Source organism: Massilia sp. UYP34 (genome assembly GCF_056279385.1).
The window spans coordinates 33,659-48,884 of the sequence record NZ_JBWBRF010000002.1 but is presented as its reverse complement, the minus strand read 5'-3'; the positions used below and the strand labels follow the sequence as shown (position 1 = coordinate 48,884).

Genomic DNA, 15,226 nt, shown 5'->3' with positions numbered 1-15,226 from the left:
TAATAGGTTGATCTGCAAGATTATCGGCCAAACATGGGACATCGGGCGTCGGCGACACACACAAACCCGAAGGGAGAATGGGCGGCATTTTTCGTGCAAATTCACAATACGCGCGATCGTCCGCCGAAGAATCCTTCCTCGGCGCATGCGGATTTGTGCATAATCACAAGGATCGTTCCCCCTCCAGACCACACCCATGCAGATCCTCGACACCCGGCTCGCCCAGGAAATCGTCACCCGCACCATGCGGATCATTCCGTTCAACGTCAATGTGATGGACGCCAGCGGCGTGATCCTGGCCAGCGGCAACCGCGAGCGGGTCGGCGAACTGCATGCGGGCGCCCTGCTCGCGCTGGCCAAGAAGCTGACCGTGGAAATCGACGCGGCGGCCGCGCGCAAGCTGCATGGCGCGCAGCCGGGCACCAACCTGCCGCTGAGCCTGGGCGGACAGCTATGCGGCGCGGTGGGCCTCTCCGGCGCGCCGGACGACGTGCGCCAGTTCGGCGAACTGGTGCGTCTGACGGCCGAGATGATCCTGGAACAGGCGGCGCTGGCGAACGAATTGCAGAACAATTCGCGCTACCGCGAAGCCTTCGTGCTGAACCTGATCCGCAACGACAGCGCGCAGCGGCCCGGGCTCGAAGGCTGGGCGCGGCGCCTGGGGCTGGACCTCGAGCGCATGCAGCTGGTATTCCTGCTCGAGCTGCAGCCGCCGGACGGCGCCGACGCCGGTGCCGCGCTGCACGACATCCAGCGCCTGCAGATGCGCCTCCTGGCGCGGCGCGAGGATGCGCTGACCGCCACCGTCGGCCCGTCCGAGATGGTGCTGCTCGATTCCTGGGACCCGGCGCGCAAGGGCTTCGAGACCACGCCGCAGCGGCGCCTGGACCTGCTGGCCCAGCTGGTGCGCGAGGAATGCGAGCTGCCTTTCACGCTGGCGATGGGCATCGCCCTGCCCGGCCTGGACGGCGCCGCCGTCTCTTACCAGAGCGCGCGCAGCGCCAGCCGGCTGGGGCGCCTGCGCCTGCCGCGCCAGCAGGTGTTCAGCTATTACGACCTGGCCCTGCCGGTCCTGCTGTCCGGGCTGGACAGCGGCTGGCAGGCGCACCAGCTGCGCATGCCGATCGCGCGCCTGGCGGGCGACAAGAGCCGCGCCATGCTGCGCGCCACGCTCGACGCCTGGTTCGCCCAGGACGAAAACTCGGCCGCCACCGCGGCCACGCTCGGCATCCACCGCAACACGCTCGACTACCGCCTGCGCCGCATCGGCGAATTGACGGGCCTGGACCTGGGGCGCAGCGAAGACAAGCTGCTGCTGTACGTGTCGGCGCTGCTCAGCCCCGCCTGAGCGCCCGGTTTTGTTGCGCTCAGCGCGCAGTGCTCACCGCGCAGTGCTTACCGCGCAGTGCTCACCGATTCACCAGCCGCGCCGGCACGGTCAGCACCAGCAAGGCCCCGACCAGCATCACGCTCGACAGGATGTACAGCGCGACGTCGGTGCTCCCGGTGAGGTCCTTGATCCAGCCGACCAGGAAGGGGCTGGCGAACCCCGCCACCTGTCCCATCGAGTTGATCAGGGCCAGGCCGCCGGCCGCCGCCGCGCTGCTCAGGAAGGCGGCCGGCAGCGGCCAGAACATCGGCAGGCCGGCGAGCGCGCCCATCGTGGCCAGGCACAGGCCGATCATGGCGACGATGGCGTTGTCCGAGAAATACGCGGCCATCGCCAGCCCCGCCAGCGCCATCAGGAGCGGCGCCGACAGGTGCCAGCGGCGCTCGCGCAGGCGGTCGGCCGAGCGCCCCACCAGCACCATGAACACGCAGGCGAACAGGTAGGGAATGGCGCTCAGCCAGCCGATCGTGCCGACGTCCTCGAAGCCGAGCTCCTGGATGATCGACGGCAGCCAGAAGTTGATCGCATACGCCCCCATCTTGATGCTGAAATAGATAAAGCCGAGCATCCACACGTGGCGGTCGAGCAGCAGCGCGCGCAGCGAATGCACGGTGGCCGCGCCGGGCGGACGTTCGCGCTCGTCGCGCGCAAGCTCCTCTTGCAAGGCGGCCTTTTCATGGGCGCCGAGCCAGCCGGCCTGCGTAACCCCGTCGTTCAGGTAGAACAGCGCCACCAGCCCCAGGAACACGGTGGGCAGGCCCTGCAGCAGGAACAGCCACTGCCAGGCAGCCATGCCGCCCTGGCCGTCGGCGAAGTGGCCCAGCATCCAGCCCGAGAGCGGGCCGCCGATCAGGCCCGACACGGGGATCGCCGACATGAACAAGGCCATCACCTGGCCGCGCTTGTGCGACGGGAACCACTTGGTGAAGTACAGGACCATGCCGGGGAAGAAGCCGGCTTCGGCCACGCCGGTGAAGAAGCGCAGCAGGTAGAACTCCAGCGGTGTGGTCACGAACAGCATGCAGGCCGACAGCGAGCCCCAGGCCATCATCATGATGGCGATCCAGCGCCGCGCACCCAGCCGGTGCAGGATCAGGTTGCCCGGCACCCCGAAGCTGACGTAGCCGATGAAGAAGATGCCGGCGCCCAGGCCATAGATGGTCTCGCTGAACTGCAGCGCGTCGAGCATCTCGAGCTTGGCGAAGCCGACGTTGACGCGGTCCAGGTAGTTGAACAGGTAGCAGACGAAGATGAAGGGGATCAGGCGCCAGGTGGCCTTGCGGTACGCCCCTTCCAACGTGGCCGGGCCGGTCCCCGCCGCGAACGCGCCGGGCCGGCCTGCGGTGTCGAGCATGCTGTCTCCAAGTTTGCTAGATGAACCCCGACATTATCGTCTGAACCGGAGACGGCAGGAAGCCCGCTTGCCCGGCGCGCGCGCGAGCGGTCGCGCGGCGGGCAACCCGACGCTCACAGCCCCAGGTCGGACAGCCCCGGATGGTCGTCGGGCCGGCGTCCCAGCGGCCAGCGGAACTTGCGCTCTTCTTCCCTGATCGGCATGTCGTTGATGCTGGCGTAGCGGTTGACCATCAGGCCGTCCGGGCCGAATTCCCAGTTCTCGTTGCCATACGAGCGGTACCAGTTACCGGAATCGTCGCGGCTCTCGTAGGCGTAGCGCACCGCGATGCGATTGTCGGCGAAGGCCCACAGCTCCTTGATCAGGCGGTACTCGAGCTCCTTTTTCCATTTGCGCTCGAGGAAGGCGCGCGCTTCGTCGCGGTTGTTGACGAATTCGGCGCGGTTGCGCCAGCGCGTATCGAGGCTGTAGGCCAGCGCTACCCTGGCGGCGTCGCGCGTGTTCCAGCCGTCTTCGGCCAGGCGGACCTTCTCGATCGCCGATTCGCGCGTAAACGGCGGCAGCGGCGGGCGCACTTCGTTGGACGTTGTCATGGTGGACCTCATGGTTAGTGGTGGAAAAGGCGGCTCACGGGTCGAGCTCCGGCAGCGGCTCCCGGCCCGGCCGACGCCATGCCAGCATAGCAGTTGCCGCGTTCAATCACGCCCGCCTTCGTCGGGCACGAGCACGCCGGCCTCGATCATCGCGTTTCTGGACCGCGGGGCCGTGGCCGAATGATGCGAACGCATGGAACCGCTGCAACCCGTAATGCATGATTTCTCCAAACCGAATGCCGGGCCGGATCGCCCCCACGTATCAGATTCGCAACATCCTTCGTTTCCCGCAACGATAGTCGTCTTGACGGCTCGCCGCGCGATTACACTCGTCGATATTGACGAAGTTTTACAAGGATAATTGATGAATATGAAGTTGAAGGCGGCTGCGCGCGCCGTGCGCGGCGCCCTGCTGGCGGGCGCCTGGATGGCGGCGGGGGTATCGGGCAGCGCGCTGGCGCAGCAAACGCCGGCGCAGGCGAGCGACATCGCGCCGGCGGCGGCGCCGGCCGAGATGCCGAAGGTCGAAGTCACCGGCTCCGCCATCCGCCGGGTGCAGTCCGAGACCGCGCTGCCGGTGCAGATCGTCTCGCGCGCCGAGATCGAGAAGGCCGGCGTGACCACCGCCTCCGAGCTGATGGCCCGGGTATCGAGCAACGTCAACGGCCTGACCGACGGCGCCAGCATCAACGTCGGCGGCGACCAGCGGGGCTTCAACAGCGCCAACCTGCGCGGCATCGGCACCTCGTCGACCCTGGTCCTGCTCAATGGCCGGCGCATGGCCAACTTCGCCTCGCCCGGCGACGACAGCGGCGTCGACCTGAACAACATCCCGGCCGCCGCGCTGGAACGGGTCGAGGTGCTGCTCGATGGCGCCTCGGCGCTGTACGGCACCGATGCGATCGGCGGCGTCATCAACTTCATCACCCGCAAGGATTTCCAGGGCCTGGAACTGAACGCCTACGGCAGCACCACCGACGAGGGCGGCGCCGGCAAGCGCACCGCCAGCATCAGCGCCGGCAAGGGTGACCTGGAGCGCGACGGCTACAACGTGTTCGCGGTGGCCGACTTCCAGCGCACCAACGCGCTCAATACCTCGCAGCGCAGCTTCATCCCGGGCCTGCGGGTCGAGGAGCGCCTGGGCCATCTGCTGTCGGGCTACACCGGCCCGGCCAACATCCGCCTGACCTCGAACCAGCGCGACCACCTGCAGGAACGCGGCTTCACCATCAACGGGCGCCCGCTCACCAACCGCCTGATCAACCTGGCGGCGCCCGATTGCGCACCGCCGGCCAATGTCTACCTGCCCGACGGCACTGGCGGCGTGGACGCCTGCACCTATAACTACATGGGCGACACCGAGCTCTATCCCAGGACCGAAAAAGCGAGCCTGCTAAGCCGCGGCGTGCTCAAGCTCGGCGGCGGCCACCAAGCCTATGCCGAGGTCGCGCTCAGCCGCGCCAAGTCGTGGTACACCGGCTCGTCGGCGCGCGTGACCGGCTATATCGACTACCGCCTGGTGCCGCAGCTGGCCGGCACGGGCCTCCATGAACTCGACGACGACTATCCGGGCGAACTGGAACTGCGCATGCGCCTGTCCGAAGCCGGCCAGCGCACCAGCGAACTGACCAGCGAAGGCATGCGCTTCGTGGTCGGCGTCAGCGGCGCCGTGGGCGGCTGGGACTACGACGCCGCGCTCAACCACAGCGTCAACACGGTCAAGGACCGCGACACCAACGGCTACGTGCTGTACAACGAACTGATGGAAGGCATCATGGACGGCCGCATCAATCCCTTCGGCCCATCCAGCCCCGAGGGCCGCGCCCTCATCGACAGCATCCAGGTCGACGACGTCGTGCGCCGCGCGCGCGGCACGCTCGACGCGGTCGACTTCAAGTTCGCGCGCGCGCTCATGCCGCTGGCCGGCGGCGAGCTGGCCGTCGCCATCGGCGGCGAAGTGCGGCGCGAAAAGAACGCCTTCACGCCTTCCGCCCTGCTCCTCTCCGACAACATCAACAACGATGCCGCGCCGGAAGGCGGCCGCGCCACCAGCGACAAGCGCGACGTCGCCGGCCTGTATGGCGAACTGCTGGTGCCATTCGCGCAGCGGTGGGAGGCGCAGCTGTCGGCGCGCTACGATCATTACGAAGAAGTCGGCGGCGCGGCCAGCCCCAAGATCGGCCTCTCCTACCGCCCGACCGACGCCGTGCTGCTGCGCGCATCGGGCGGCCGGGGTTTCCGCGCGCCGACGATGACGGAGCTGTTCCGCCCCACCGTCTACAGCAGCACCGCGACCCTGCCCGATCCGGTGTATTGCGCCACCGTCGAGAACAACTACGCCGACTGCGCCGACAACTGGGATACGCGCCGCTACAGCAATGCCGACCTGAAACCCGAGCGCAGCCGCCAGTTCTCGGTCGGCGCCGTGGTCGCGGCCGGGCGCAACGTGAGCGCCTCGCTCGACTACTGGAACATCAAGCGCACCGACTTGATCAGCGAGATCGGCGACGACATCATCCTGGGCAACCTGGCCAGGTATGGCGACCTGGTGCACCGCGATGAGGACGACGTGATCGACTACATCGAGCTGCGCAAGGAAAACCGCGGCGCCCAGGTGGCCAAGGGCCTGGACCTGGCGGTCACGGTGCGCGGCGTCGACACGCCGTTGGGGCGCCTCGGTGGACGCCTGAACGGCACGTATGTGTTGTCGTCCGAAATCCAGAACGCGCCGGGCGACCTTTTTGTGAGCAACCTGAACAAGTTCGTGACCGATGGCGTGGTGCAGCGCTGGCGCCATACGGTCAGCTTCGACTGGGAGCGCGGCCCCGTCTCGGCCAGCCTGCAGAACGCCTGGTCGAGCGGCTACGACGACCAGAACACGGCGATCAATATCGACGACGGTTCGGTGGTGGCGGCCAACAAGGTCAAGTCGTACTCGCTGTGGGATCTGTCGGCGGCATATCAGGCGACGCCGCGCCTGAAGCTGCGCGCCGGCGTGCAGAACCTGTTCGACGAGAGCCCGCCGTATTCGAACCAGGCCTATTTCTTCCTGTCCGGCTACGATCCGAGCTACACCGATCCGCGCGGGCGGCGGTTCTATGCCAGCGTGAATTACGCGTTCGATTGAGCTGGCTTGGAGGTTGGTGCCGCATACCACGGGCGCCAACCCTATCTTGCGAAATCACTGGTGGCCTTGCCAATATCGCTCTATCTCCCACAATGCAAGGTGAGGAATTGCAATGCGGATATTGTGAATGATTGTTTCGTATTGGTCAGAATCCAGCTTCGACCAGCGCCACGCCTGAGCATCAACCCAGACCTGGCGCGCGCCACCGATATTCCTCCGTGCGAGTTCTTTCAGCAATATGCTGTCGATTGGAGGATGCAGCGCGCGCACCCGTTCATGCGTATCGTACCCGCCACACACGAACCCGGCCTTCAGATAAATATTGATCAGCTTGGCCGCTACGCCGTGGGTGAAGTTCAGCTTGTGTAGTGCAGCCGAAGCAAGGACATCATGTCGCCACTGACGATGTGCCGCATCCATCGCATCTGGTGCTGGCAACCTTGTAGGGCCAGCCAACAATGCATGCATGCCCGCTTCTTCCAGAATCGCTTTTCCTTGCTCGACCGAGAATCTGCAACCAATGACGTTCGCAGCCCTTCCTGCGGCCCAGGCAGAAAATCGATGTCGATGTTCTTGGATGGTGTAGCTCATTTTTTGCTTGACTGGGGATGGATCGCATTCACCCGATGCCTGTGCCGCTACCGCATATTCCCTGCAACGAATCAGGCCAGCGGCACGACCGCGCCGCTCTTATTCTTAACCACAACGCCACCATCGGCATCGAAGGTCGCCTTGTACTCGCTCCGGAAGATGCGCTCGGCTGCCTGACGCAGCATCGCCTGTTTCAAGTAATGCACCATCTCCTCGTTCGTGCCACTGCCATTCGCGTGTATGGCGTAGCCTAGCGCCGTCCGTCCGCGGTGGCATTGGACCAGGGTATCCGCGCCGCTCTCCAGCAAGAATCGCGCAACGCTGCGGTTACCAGCTTTGGTATTGACAGCATTGTGTCCTTTGGCCGCATACATGAGCGCGGTCTTGCCCGCGCTGTCTTGGCAGTTAACCGCCTCCGCAAGAATTTCAGACAAGGACTGCGTCAACGTGCGGTTCATCGCGGCATGTATCAACGGAGTGCGGCCACCGAGATCCCCTTGCGTGGGCATCGCACCGAGATCAAGCAAGCATCTGACCAGCTCCAGCCGGCGCTTGCCCGGAACCGATGAACTGCTCGCTGCAAATGACAGCGGGGACCTGCCCGAACGGTCTCGCTGTGCATTGATGTCCTGCCCATGTGCGTGATGGAGGTAGTCCACCGCATCCAGGTCACCGCGCTCGATTGCGCTGAACAGCGAGTAGGGAAACACGTCATTGCGACGTCCGAGCTTGCCGCCACACCCAGGACAGGACTGATCCGCACAGGCCTCGCACAAGCGGTCCAAATTGGTAAGGCACCCGCTGCAAACGCGACAGGCTTCCAACACCGCGCCATTCGTTTCGCAAGCGCTGCATTGGCCAAGGTTGATATGAAACATCATGAACTTCCTGGAGAATGTACACGAACCCTCGTGATGCATCACGATGGCTACCCCACGGTCGTGGCAAGCGATGAGACGTCAAATCGTGCCCAAGGCGTATCGATCGACCGAATGTCCGCGTATCATTCTAGCAGAATGGTTTCCAGCAAGAAACCATACTTAAAATGGTTTGGATGGCGATGCACACTTCGGCAGCGCATCCCATCCAACCCACTCGCGTGGTCCAGAAAGTCGTGCTGATGATTAAGCGCTGTACATCCGTGCGTACTTCGTCCCAAAGTACAGAATGAAGCAATAGCACGCCGCCGGCAGCAGGAACGATACCTGCACGTTGAACGCATCGGCCAGCGCCCCTTGCGCGAACGGCACCAGCGCCCCGCCCACGATCGCCATGCACAGGATGCCCGAGGCCTGCCCCGTGTGCCTGCCCAGCCCATGCAGCGCCATGCTGAAGATGGTCGGGAACATGATCGAATTGCACAGGCCGACCGCCAGGATCGCCCACATCGCCAGGTCGCCTTCGGCAAACGTCCCCACCAGCACCAGCGCGATCGCCGCCAGCGAGTTGAAGGCCAGCGTCTTGCCGGGGCTGACCACGCGCATCACGGCGAAGCCGATGAAGCGCCCCACCATCGCTCCGCCCCAGTAGATGCTGACGTAGTGCGCGGCGTCGGCATGCGACAGCCCGGCGATGTGCGGCTCGCCGATGAAGTTGATCAGGAAGCTGCCGATGCTCACTTCGGCGCCCACGTACAGGAAGATGCCGATCGCGCCGAGCACCAGGTGGCGGTGCGCCAGCGCCGAGCCTTGGCTTTCGGCCGCCAGCGGCAGGTCATCGGTGTCGGCGATCGCCGGCAGGCGCGCGAGCCAGAACAGCACCGCCAGCAGCACCAGCACGCCGGCCAGCACCAGGTAGGGCCCGCGCACCGATGCCGCTTCTGCCGCCGCCTCGGCGACCGCATCGACACCGGTGACCGCGACCGCCCCCGCCGCCGACAGGATCAACAGGCCGCCGACGGCCGGCCCGATCGTCGTGCCCAGCGAATTGAAGGCCTGGGTCAGGGTCAGGCGGCTCGACGCCGTGCGCGCCGGACCGAGCACCGCCACGTAAGGGTTGGCCGCCACCTGCAGCACCGTGATGCCCGAGGCCAGCACGAACAGCGCCAGCAGGAACAGGCCATAGCCGCCGAACGAGGCCGGATAGAACAGGCTGCAGCCGGCAGCGGCCACCAGCAGGCCGGCCACCGCCCCCTTCTGGTAGCCGATGCGGCGGATCAGCGCCCCGGCCGGCAGCGAAACGATGGCGTAGGCCCCGAAGAAGCAGAACTGCACCAGCATGGCCTGGACATAGGTCAGGGTGTAGACCGCCTTCAGGTGCGGGATCAGCACGTCGTTGAGCGACGTGATCAGCCCCCACATGAAGAACAGGATCGTCACGATGACGAGCGCGCTCGTATTGTTGTCCAGCTGCGTCGCCGCGCCCTGGTTAGGGGCGGCAGGCGCCGCCTTGTATGGCATATTGGCCATGCTGTCTCCTTATATATTTTTTTTGTGGCGCTTAGTGTGCCAGGCCGGCCGGTGGATGCGGCAGGTCACGCCCGCGCGAGCCCCAGCCTTGCGTGTCCGGCTGGGTCGTGAGCCGATACTGCAGGACGCCGCCCGACTGCAGCTGCTCCCAGTCCAGCCACACGCGCTCGACCGCGCGGCCGCCATAGTTCACCGACTTGACGAAGCGGCGCTCGCCCGGCCTGGCGCCCGGCGCCTCGATGCGCAGGATGCGGCCTTGCGGCAGGTCGATCTCGGCCTTGGCGAAGCGCGGCGCATGCAGCAGGAAGCGGCCGCTGCCCGGCATGTCCGGGTAGATGCCCAGCGCGCTGAACAGGTACCAGGACGACATGGTGCCCAGGTCGTCGTTGCCGGTCACGCCGCCGGGACCGTTGGTAAACAGGGTCTCGGCCGCGCGCACCACGGTGGTGGTTTTCCACGGCTGGCCCATCAGGGTGTACATCCACGGCGCGTGCAGGTCGGGCTCGTTGTTCGGGTTGTAGCGGAACTGGGCGTAGTAGCTGTACGGTCCCACCACCCACGACTTGCGCACCGCGTTCGGGTCGGCCAGCACCGCCGGATAGTCGAAGAACTGGTCCAGGCGCCCCAGCGCCGGCGCGACACCCCCCATCGCGGCGGCCAGGCCCGGCACGTCCTGCGGCACCAGCCACTGGTATTGCCAGGCCGTGCCTTCATGAAAGCCATGGTCACCGCGCGGATCGTAGCCGCTGCCGACGTCGCCGAACCAGCTGCCGTTCTCCAGGCGCGGACGCGGGAAGCCTTTCTGGCCGGTCTCGGCGTCGACCACGCTCGGGTCCCAGATCGTCTTCCAGTTCAGGGCGCGCTGCGCCAGCACTTTCGCATCATCCAGATGGCCGAGCGCCTGGGCCATGCCGGCCAGCGCGCCGTCGGCCGCCGCGTATTCGAGCGTCGCCGACGCGCCGTGGTGCGGATCGGTGTCCATGCCCTTCGAGATGAAGCTGCGGTCGTACTGCACGAAGCCCTGCTCCATGTAGCTCGGGTTGCCCGAACGGCCTTGCGGACGGATGCCGTGCGCCGGCACGCCGAAGGCGTTCTCGCGCAGGGCGGCGTAGGCCTCGGCCTCGCGGCCCTTCAGTGCGCCGTAGCGCCACAGGTCAACCAGGAACGGCGTCACCGGGTCGCCGGTCATGATGTTGGTCTCGAAATTGGCATAGCCCCAGCGCGGCAGCCATCCGCCCTGCTCGCGGATCTTGAGCACCGAGGTCGCGATGTCGCGCGCGCGCTCCGGACGCAATAGCGCCAGCATCTGGTTCTGGGCGCGGTAGGTGTCCCACAGCGAGAAGAATTCGTAATAGGTCCAGTCCCTGGCCGTATGGATGGCGTCGTCGTAGCCGCGGTAGCGGCCGTCGGCGTCGTTGCCGGTCAGTGGCTGCAGCAGTGCATGGTAGAGCGCGGTGTAGAACACGGTGCGGTCATCCTTGCTGCCGCCCTCGACGCGCACGCTGGCCAGCTCGCGCTGCCAGTTGGCCTGGGCCTTCGCTCGCATGGCATCGAAGCTCGTCAAGCGGCCGCCCTCCATGCCCTCGGCCTTCAGGTTGATGCGCGCCCCTTCGGCGTCGACGTGCGAGATCGCACTGACGGCGGTCACCGCCTGGCCTTTCGCGAGGTCGAAGCTCAGCCACACGCCGTGCGGCTTGGCCTCGCCCTGCTGGCTCGGGCCGTCGACGTCCGGCCAGCCGGCGCGGTCGTCCCAGATGCCGCGCCTGGCGAACGGCTGGTCGAACTCCATGCGGAACCAGGTCGTGTACTTGGCGCCGCCGCAGAAGCTGCGGGTGACGATCCGGCCCTCGACGCTGCGCTCGCCCACGATCCTGACTTCGCTGCCGATGACGCCATGGCGCTCATTGGCCTGTCCCAGGTTGAGCAGCAGGTGGCCGGTCGTCGTCCCCGGCGCAAAGGTATAGCGCTCGGCGGCGGCGCGGGTCAGCGCGGTGGCTTCGGCCGTGATGCCGCCGTAGCTGGTCAGCCTGACCTTGTAGTAGCCGGCCTCGCCGACTTCGCCGTCGTGCGTGTACTCGGCGGCGTACTTCTTGTGGTCGAACGTCCCCTTCTTGCTGGTGTCGAAGTCGCCGCCGGGGCCGATGGCGCCGGTCACCGGCAACACCGACAGCTGCCCGCCCTGTTCCCAGCAGCCGGCGCCGGAAATGAAGGAGTGGCCGAAGCCGCGGATCTTCTTGTCGGTGTAGCGGTAGCCGGCGTAGTGGTCGGCGATCGGGCTGACCTGGATCATGCCGAACGGGGCCGAGGCGCCAGGGAAGGTATTGCCTTCGTCCTGAGTGCCGATGAAGGTATTGACCGGCATGGCGCCAGCTGCGATCGTCGCCTTGGCCGGTGCGCCAGCCGCCGTCGCGTCGATGGCGGACAGCGGCAGCAGGCAGGCGGCCAGGGCGAAGCAGAATCCCCGGATCGCGGGTTGGAATGGGTTGGTGCGGGGTTGATTCGTCACGCTGCGTCTCCTTCGAGCTGTTCGAACAGTTGTTGCATGGCTGCGGGCGGCGGCGGCGTGGCGCCGGCCTGCAGGCAGGCGGCGGAGCCGGCGGCCAGCGCCGCGTGCAGGTGCGATTGCAGGCGGCGCTGCGGATGGCGCACCAGGCTGCTCAAGAGGCCGGCGGCGCTGGCGTCGCCGGCGCCGACGGTGTCCACCACCGTGACATTTGGCGCCTGCGCATCGCAGCGCTCGGCGCCGTGGAACAGGCTCGCGCCCTGGCTCCCCCGCGTCAGCAGGCAATACGCCGCCGGATTGAAGGCGCGCAGGCGCGCCAGCGCGTCGTCCAGGTCGACGCCGGGGAACAGGCCGCGCAAGTCGTCGTCCGACACTTTCACCAGGTCGGCGATCGACGCCATCGCTTCGAGCGTCGGCGTATAGCGCTCGTCCATCAGGTTGCGGTAGTTGGGGTCGTAGCTGATCGCCACGCCCTGGGCCTTGAGCTGGCGCGCCAGCGCAGTAAGCCTAGAAGCAAGTGGCTCGCGCGCCAGGCTGATGCCGCCGAAATGGGCCCAGCAGAGGCCCTCGGCCCAGCCGGCCGGCAACAGCGCCGGCTCGAAGTGCAGGTCGGCGGAATCGGACCCGATGAAGAAGTAGCGCGGCGGCTCGCCCTGTTCGACCACGGCGAGCAGCGGCGCACGGTCGACCCGCTGCAGCAGCCGCGTGTCCAGGCCGACGGCCTCGCTGGCGCGCCACAGCGCGTCGCCGAAGCGGTCCAGGCTGATGGCGCCGGCGAAAGCGGTCGGTTCGCCCAGCGCCGCCAGCGCGCGCGCCACGTTCCAGGTCGATCCGCCCACGCGGCTCACCCACCGTTCGTCGCCCTGGTGGATCATGTCGGTCAGCGCCTCGCCGGCGCACAGCATCCGGGGAGGATTAAGCACGCGCACCACCCTTCAGCACGGCCACGATGTCGTAGGCGGCGCCCATGGTGTGATAGTCGACCTTGCCGGCCGGGCTCTTCTCGTCGCTGAGCTTGCGGTTCTCGCGGTCGAGGATGCGGTACCAGGCGCCATGCTCGTGGTCGACGAAATGGGTCCAGCTGTATTGCCACAGGCGGTCGTACCAGGTCCAGTACTCCCGGTTGCCGGTGCGCGCGGCCAGCATGGCCGCCGCCGCGGCGCTTTCTGCCTGCACCCAGAAGTATTTGTGGAAGTCGCACACGCTCAGGTCCGGCGCCAGCGAGTAGCACAGGCCGCCATGTTCCGGGTCCCAGCCCTGCTCCACCGCCACCTTGAACAGCTTTTCCGCGGTCGGCAGCAGCCAGTTGAGGTCGTGCTCCAGCACGTCCTTGCCGCGCGCTTCCAGCTGCAACAGCAGCTTGGCCCATTCGGTGAAGTGGCCCGGCTGGTAGCCCCAGGGACGGAACAGGTTTTCCGGGTCGTCGATATTGAACTTCCAGTCGGGCTGCCAGTTCGTGTCGTAGTGCTCCCAGATCAGGCCACCGCAACGCCCGGCCTGGCGCTGGGTGATGTTATGGGCCACCGTGTACGCGCGCTCGATGTAGCGCCGTTCGCCGGTCGCGGCATGCGCGGCCAGCAGCGCTTCGCAGGCGTGCATGTTCGCGTTCTGGCCGCGGTAGGTCGACAGCGCGCGCCAGTCCTGGCTCGCCTCGTCGGCGTACAGGCCATCTGCTGCGATCCAGAAGCGCTTTTCCATCAGCTCGAAGGCTTCGGCGATCCAGGGCCGCGCATCGATCATGCCGGCCATCGCGGCATGCGCATAGGCCAGCAGCACGAAGGCCTCGCCATACGCATGCTGGGTGCCGTCCTCGATCTCGCGGCCGTCCAGCATCCAGGCATAGCCGTCGCCATCGGGGGCGCGGTGCGCCTCGCGCACGAAGCGCACCGCGTGCTCCAGGCCCGCGCGATAGGCCGGATCCTCGAAGTGGCGCCAGGCCATGGCATAGGTGAACACGAAGCGCGTGCTGCTGACCAGGTGGCGGTGGCGCGGGTCGTAGACCGCGCCGTCGTCCTTGAAGTAGTGGTACATGCCGCCGGCGGGATCGACCGCGCGCGGATGATAGAAGCGCATCGTGTGGCGCGCATGGTCGAGCAGCACGTCCGGGCTGCGAAAGTTCGGGAAAGGGGTCATGGTGGCTAAGGTTGCTGTGCGCTAGTCGTCGTAGCTGCTCTCGCGCACGATCATCTCGACTGGCAGGGTTATCTGGGATGGGTTGTCGTCGGTTTTGTGCAGCAGGGAGTCGACCCCGGCGCGCCCCAGCGCTTCCTTGTCCACGTGGACGGTGGACAGCGGCGGAATGGCGGCGGCCGAGGCGGCGATATCGTCGAAGCCGACGATCGCGAGGTCGTAGGGGATCTTGAGCCCCTCGGCCAGGCAGGTCTTCATGGCGACCAGTGCGGTGCTGTCGTTGTAGCAGAACAGCGCATCCGGCCGCTTCGGCAGCGCGAGCAGGCTGCGCACGGCCTCGATCACGCCCTCCTCGCCCTCGCCCATGGTGGGCACGATCACTTCCAGGCTCGGATCGGCATGCACCCTGGCGTCGAACAGCGCCTGGCGGAAGCCCCGGTTGCGCTGCTGGATGCTGTAGTGGGCCAGGGAGCCGGACAACATGGCGATGCGCTTCTTGCCGCAGCGCAGCAGGTGCTGGGTGGCGAGGTAGCCGCCGCACATATTGTCCGGATTGATCGAGGTGAAGCCGCGCCGGTGCATGTCCACCAGCACCATTGGCCGGCCCGTCTGCTGCAGCGCGCTCAGGACCTCGGGCTCGAAGAAGCCGGCGCACAGGATCGCGTCGGGCTGGTGCAGGCGGATCTGTTCGAGCACCGGCTCGGCCGGGCCGACCACGATCAGCGACAGCGCGATGCCCTCGCGCCGGCAGGCTTCTTCGGCGCCGTGCAGCACCGGCGTGAAAAACGGGCTGGAGGTGAGCGTGTTGTGCTGGCTGTGCAGCAGGAACGCGATGCGGCGGATGCGGCCCTTCTTCAGTAGCGAGAAATCGTAGCCCAGCCGGATGGCGGCCTCGCGCACCACGCCGCGGGTCGCCTCGGTCATGCCGCCCTGGTTCTTGAGCGCGCGCGAGACCGTGCCGATCGACAGCCCGGTCTCGCTCGCGATGTCGCGCAGCGTGACCTGGCTCACCGCGCCACCCATGGTCCCGGCATCGGGATCGTGTGCATGATCGTCTCCAGAAGTTGGTTTAATAAACGCTTATGGTCGCGTTCTTGTAATTCAATTTATAGCAGCCGCGTTTCGGCGCG

The 15,226-nt window shown here is 66.6% G+C and carries 11 protein-coding genes; 2 read left to right on the top strand and 9 right to left on the bottom strand.

Annotated elements, in window-relative coordinates; all coding sequences use genetic code 11:
* The first annotated feature begins 196 nt into the window (after positions 1 to 196).
* Positions 197 to 1,348, top strand: coding sequence for a sugar diacid recognition domain-containing protein (locus ACZ9AQ_RS03655; RefSeq protein ID WP_429202768.1), 1,152 nt, complete (start codon positions 197 to 199; stop codon positions 1,346 to 1,348).
* A gap of 61 nt (positions 1,349 to 1,409) precedes the next feature.
* Here ACZ9AQ_RS03655 and ACZ9AQ_RS03650 read toward each other — a convergent pair whose 3' ends face one another.
* Both ACZ9AQ_RS03650 and ACZ9AQ_RS03645 read right to left on the bottom strand, forming a co-directional pair.
* A complete protein-coding gene (locus ACZ9AQ_RS03650) occupies positions 1,410 to 2,744 on the bottom strand; it encodes an MFS transporter (protein ID WP_429202770.1) in 1,335 nt (444 codons plus the stop codon).
* A gap of 113 nt (positions 2,745 to 2,857) precedes the next feature.
* Positions 2,858 to 3,337, bottom strand: a complete 480-nt coding sequence (locus ACZ9AQ_RS03645) for a nuclear transport factor 2 family protein (protein ID WP_429202771.1) — start codon at positions 3,335 to 3,337, stop codon at positions 2,858 to 2,860.
* Positions 3,338 to 3,701: 364 nt separating this feature from the next.
* Here ACZ9AQ_RS03645 and ACZ9AQ_RS03640 point away from each other — a divergent pair, with 364 nt between their 5' ends.
* Entirely contained in the window at positions 3,702 to 6,464 is a 2,763-nt protein-coding gene (locus ACZ9AQ_RS03640; RefSeq protein WP_429202773.1) for a TonB-dependent receptor, read from the top strand.
* 54 nt (positions 6,465 to 6,518) lie between these two features.
* Here the strand turns inward: ACZ9AQ_RS03640 and ACZ9AQ_RS03635 are convergent, their stop codons facing one another.
* The 7 genes from ACZ9AQ_RS03635 to ACZ9AQ_RS03605 all read right to left on the bottom strand — a co-directional run bounded on the left by ACZ9AQ_RS03635 (position 6,519) and on the right by ACZ9AQ_RS03605 (position 15,119).
* Entirely contained in the window at positions 6,519 to 7,055 is a 537-nt protein-coding gene (locus tag ACZ9AQ_RS03635) for a hypothetical protein (protein ID WP_429202775.1), read from the bottom strand.
* 71 nt (positions 7,056 to 7,126) lie between these two features.
* Entirely contained in the window at positions 7,127 to 7,936 is an 810-nt protein-coding gene (locus tag ACZ9AQ_RS03630) for an ankyrin repeat domain-containing protein (protein ID WP_429202776.1), read from the bottom strand.
* Between the two features lie 243 nt (positions 7,937 to 8,179).
* Positions 8,180 to 9,454 carry a sugar MFS transporter gene (locus tag ACZ9AQ_RS03625; RefSeq protein WP_429202844.1) on the bottom strand — a complete coding sequence of 425 codons (1,275 nt, stop codon included), beginning with the start codon at positions 9,452 to 9,454 and terminating at the stop codon, positions 8,180 to 8,182.
* Positions 9,455 to 9,494: 40 nt separating this feature from the next.
* The gene (locus ACZ9AQ_RS03620; protein WP_429202778.1) at positions 9,495 to 11,969 is read right to left on the bottom strand and encodes a GH92 family glycosyl hydrolase; all 2,475 of its coding nucleotides are present in this window, start codon (positions 11,967 to 11,969) and stop codon (positions 9,495 to 9,497) included.
* Positions 11,966 to 12,871, bottom strand: coding sequence for a carbohydrate kinase family protein (locus ACZ9AQ_RS03615; protein WP_429202846.1), 906 nt, complete (start codon positions 12,869 to 12,871; stop codon positions 11,966 to 11,968). Before ACZ9AQ_RS03615 ends, ACZ9AQ_RS03620 begins: the two co-directional genes overlap by 4 nt.
* 10 nt (positions 12,872 to 12,881) lie before the next feature.
* Positions 12,882 to 14,099: an AGE family epimerase/isomerase gene (locus tag ACZ9AQ_RS03610; protein WP_429202780.1), complete on the bottom strand. Its 1,218-nt coding sequence runs from the start codon at positions 14,097 to 14,099 to the stop codon at positions 12,882 to 12,884.
* Positions 14,100 to 14,120: 21 nt separating this feature from the next.
* Complete coding sequence (locus ACZ9AQ_RS03605) at positions 14,121 to 15,119, bottom strand: LacI family DNA-binding transcriptional regulator (protein ID WP_429202782.1); 999 nt, start codon at positions 15,117 to 15,119, stop codon at positions 14,121 to 14,123.
* Positions 15,120 to 15,226: the final 107 nt, after the last annotated feature.

Coding starts and splice junctions, on each gene's coding strand:
- ACZ9AQ_RS03615 (WP_429202846.1), bottom strand. CDS start 12,871: ATGCTGTGCGCCGGCGAGGCGCTGACCGACATGATCCACCAGGGCGAC.
- ACZ9AQ_RS03645 (WP_429202771.1), bottom strand. CDS start 3,337: ATGACAACGTCCAACGAAGTGCGCCCGCCGCTGCCGCCGTTTACGCGC.
- ACZ9AQ_RS03655 (WP_429202768.1), top strand. CDS start 197: ATGCAGATCCTCGACACCCGGCTCGCCCAGGAAATCGTCACCCGCACC.
- ACZ9AQ_RS03625 (WP_429202844.1), bottom strand. CDS start 9,454: ATGCCATACAAGGCGGCGCCTGCCGCCCCTAACCAGGGCGCGGCGACG.
- ACZ9AQ_RS03650 (WP_429202770.1), bottom strand. CDS start 2,744: ATGCTCGACACCGCAGGCCGGCCCGGCGCGTTCGCGGCGGGGACCGGC.
- ACZ9AQ_RS03605 (WP_429202782.1), bottom strand. CDS start 15,119: ATGGGTGGCGCGGTGAGCCAGGTCACGCTGCGCGACATCGCGAGCGAG.
- ACZ9AQ_RS03610 (WP_429202780.1), bottom strand. CDS start 14,099: ATGACCCCTTTCCCGAACTTTCGCAGCCCGGACGTGCTGCTCGACCAT.
- ACZ9AQ_RS03640 (WP_429202773.1), top strand. CDS start 3,702: ATGAATATGAAGTTGAAGGCGGCTGCGCGCGCCGTGCGCGGCGCCCTG.
- ACZ9AQ_RS03630 (WP_429202776.1), bottom strand. CDS start 7,936: ATGATGTTTCATATCAACCTTGGCCAATGCAGCGCTTGCGAAACGAAT.
- ACZ9AQ_RS03635 (WP_429202775.1), bottom strand. CDS start 7,055: ATGAGCTACACCATCCAAGAACATCGACATCGATTTTCTGCCTGGGCC.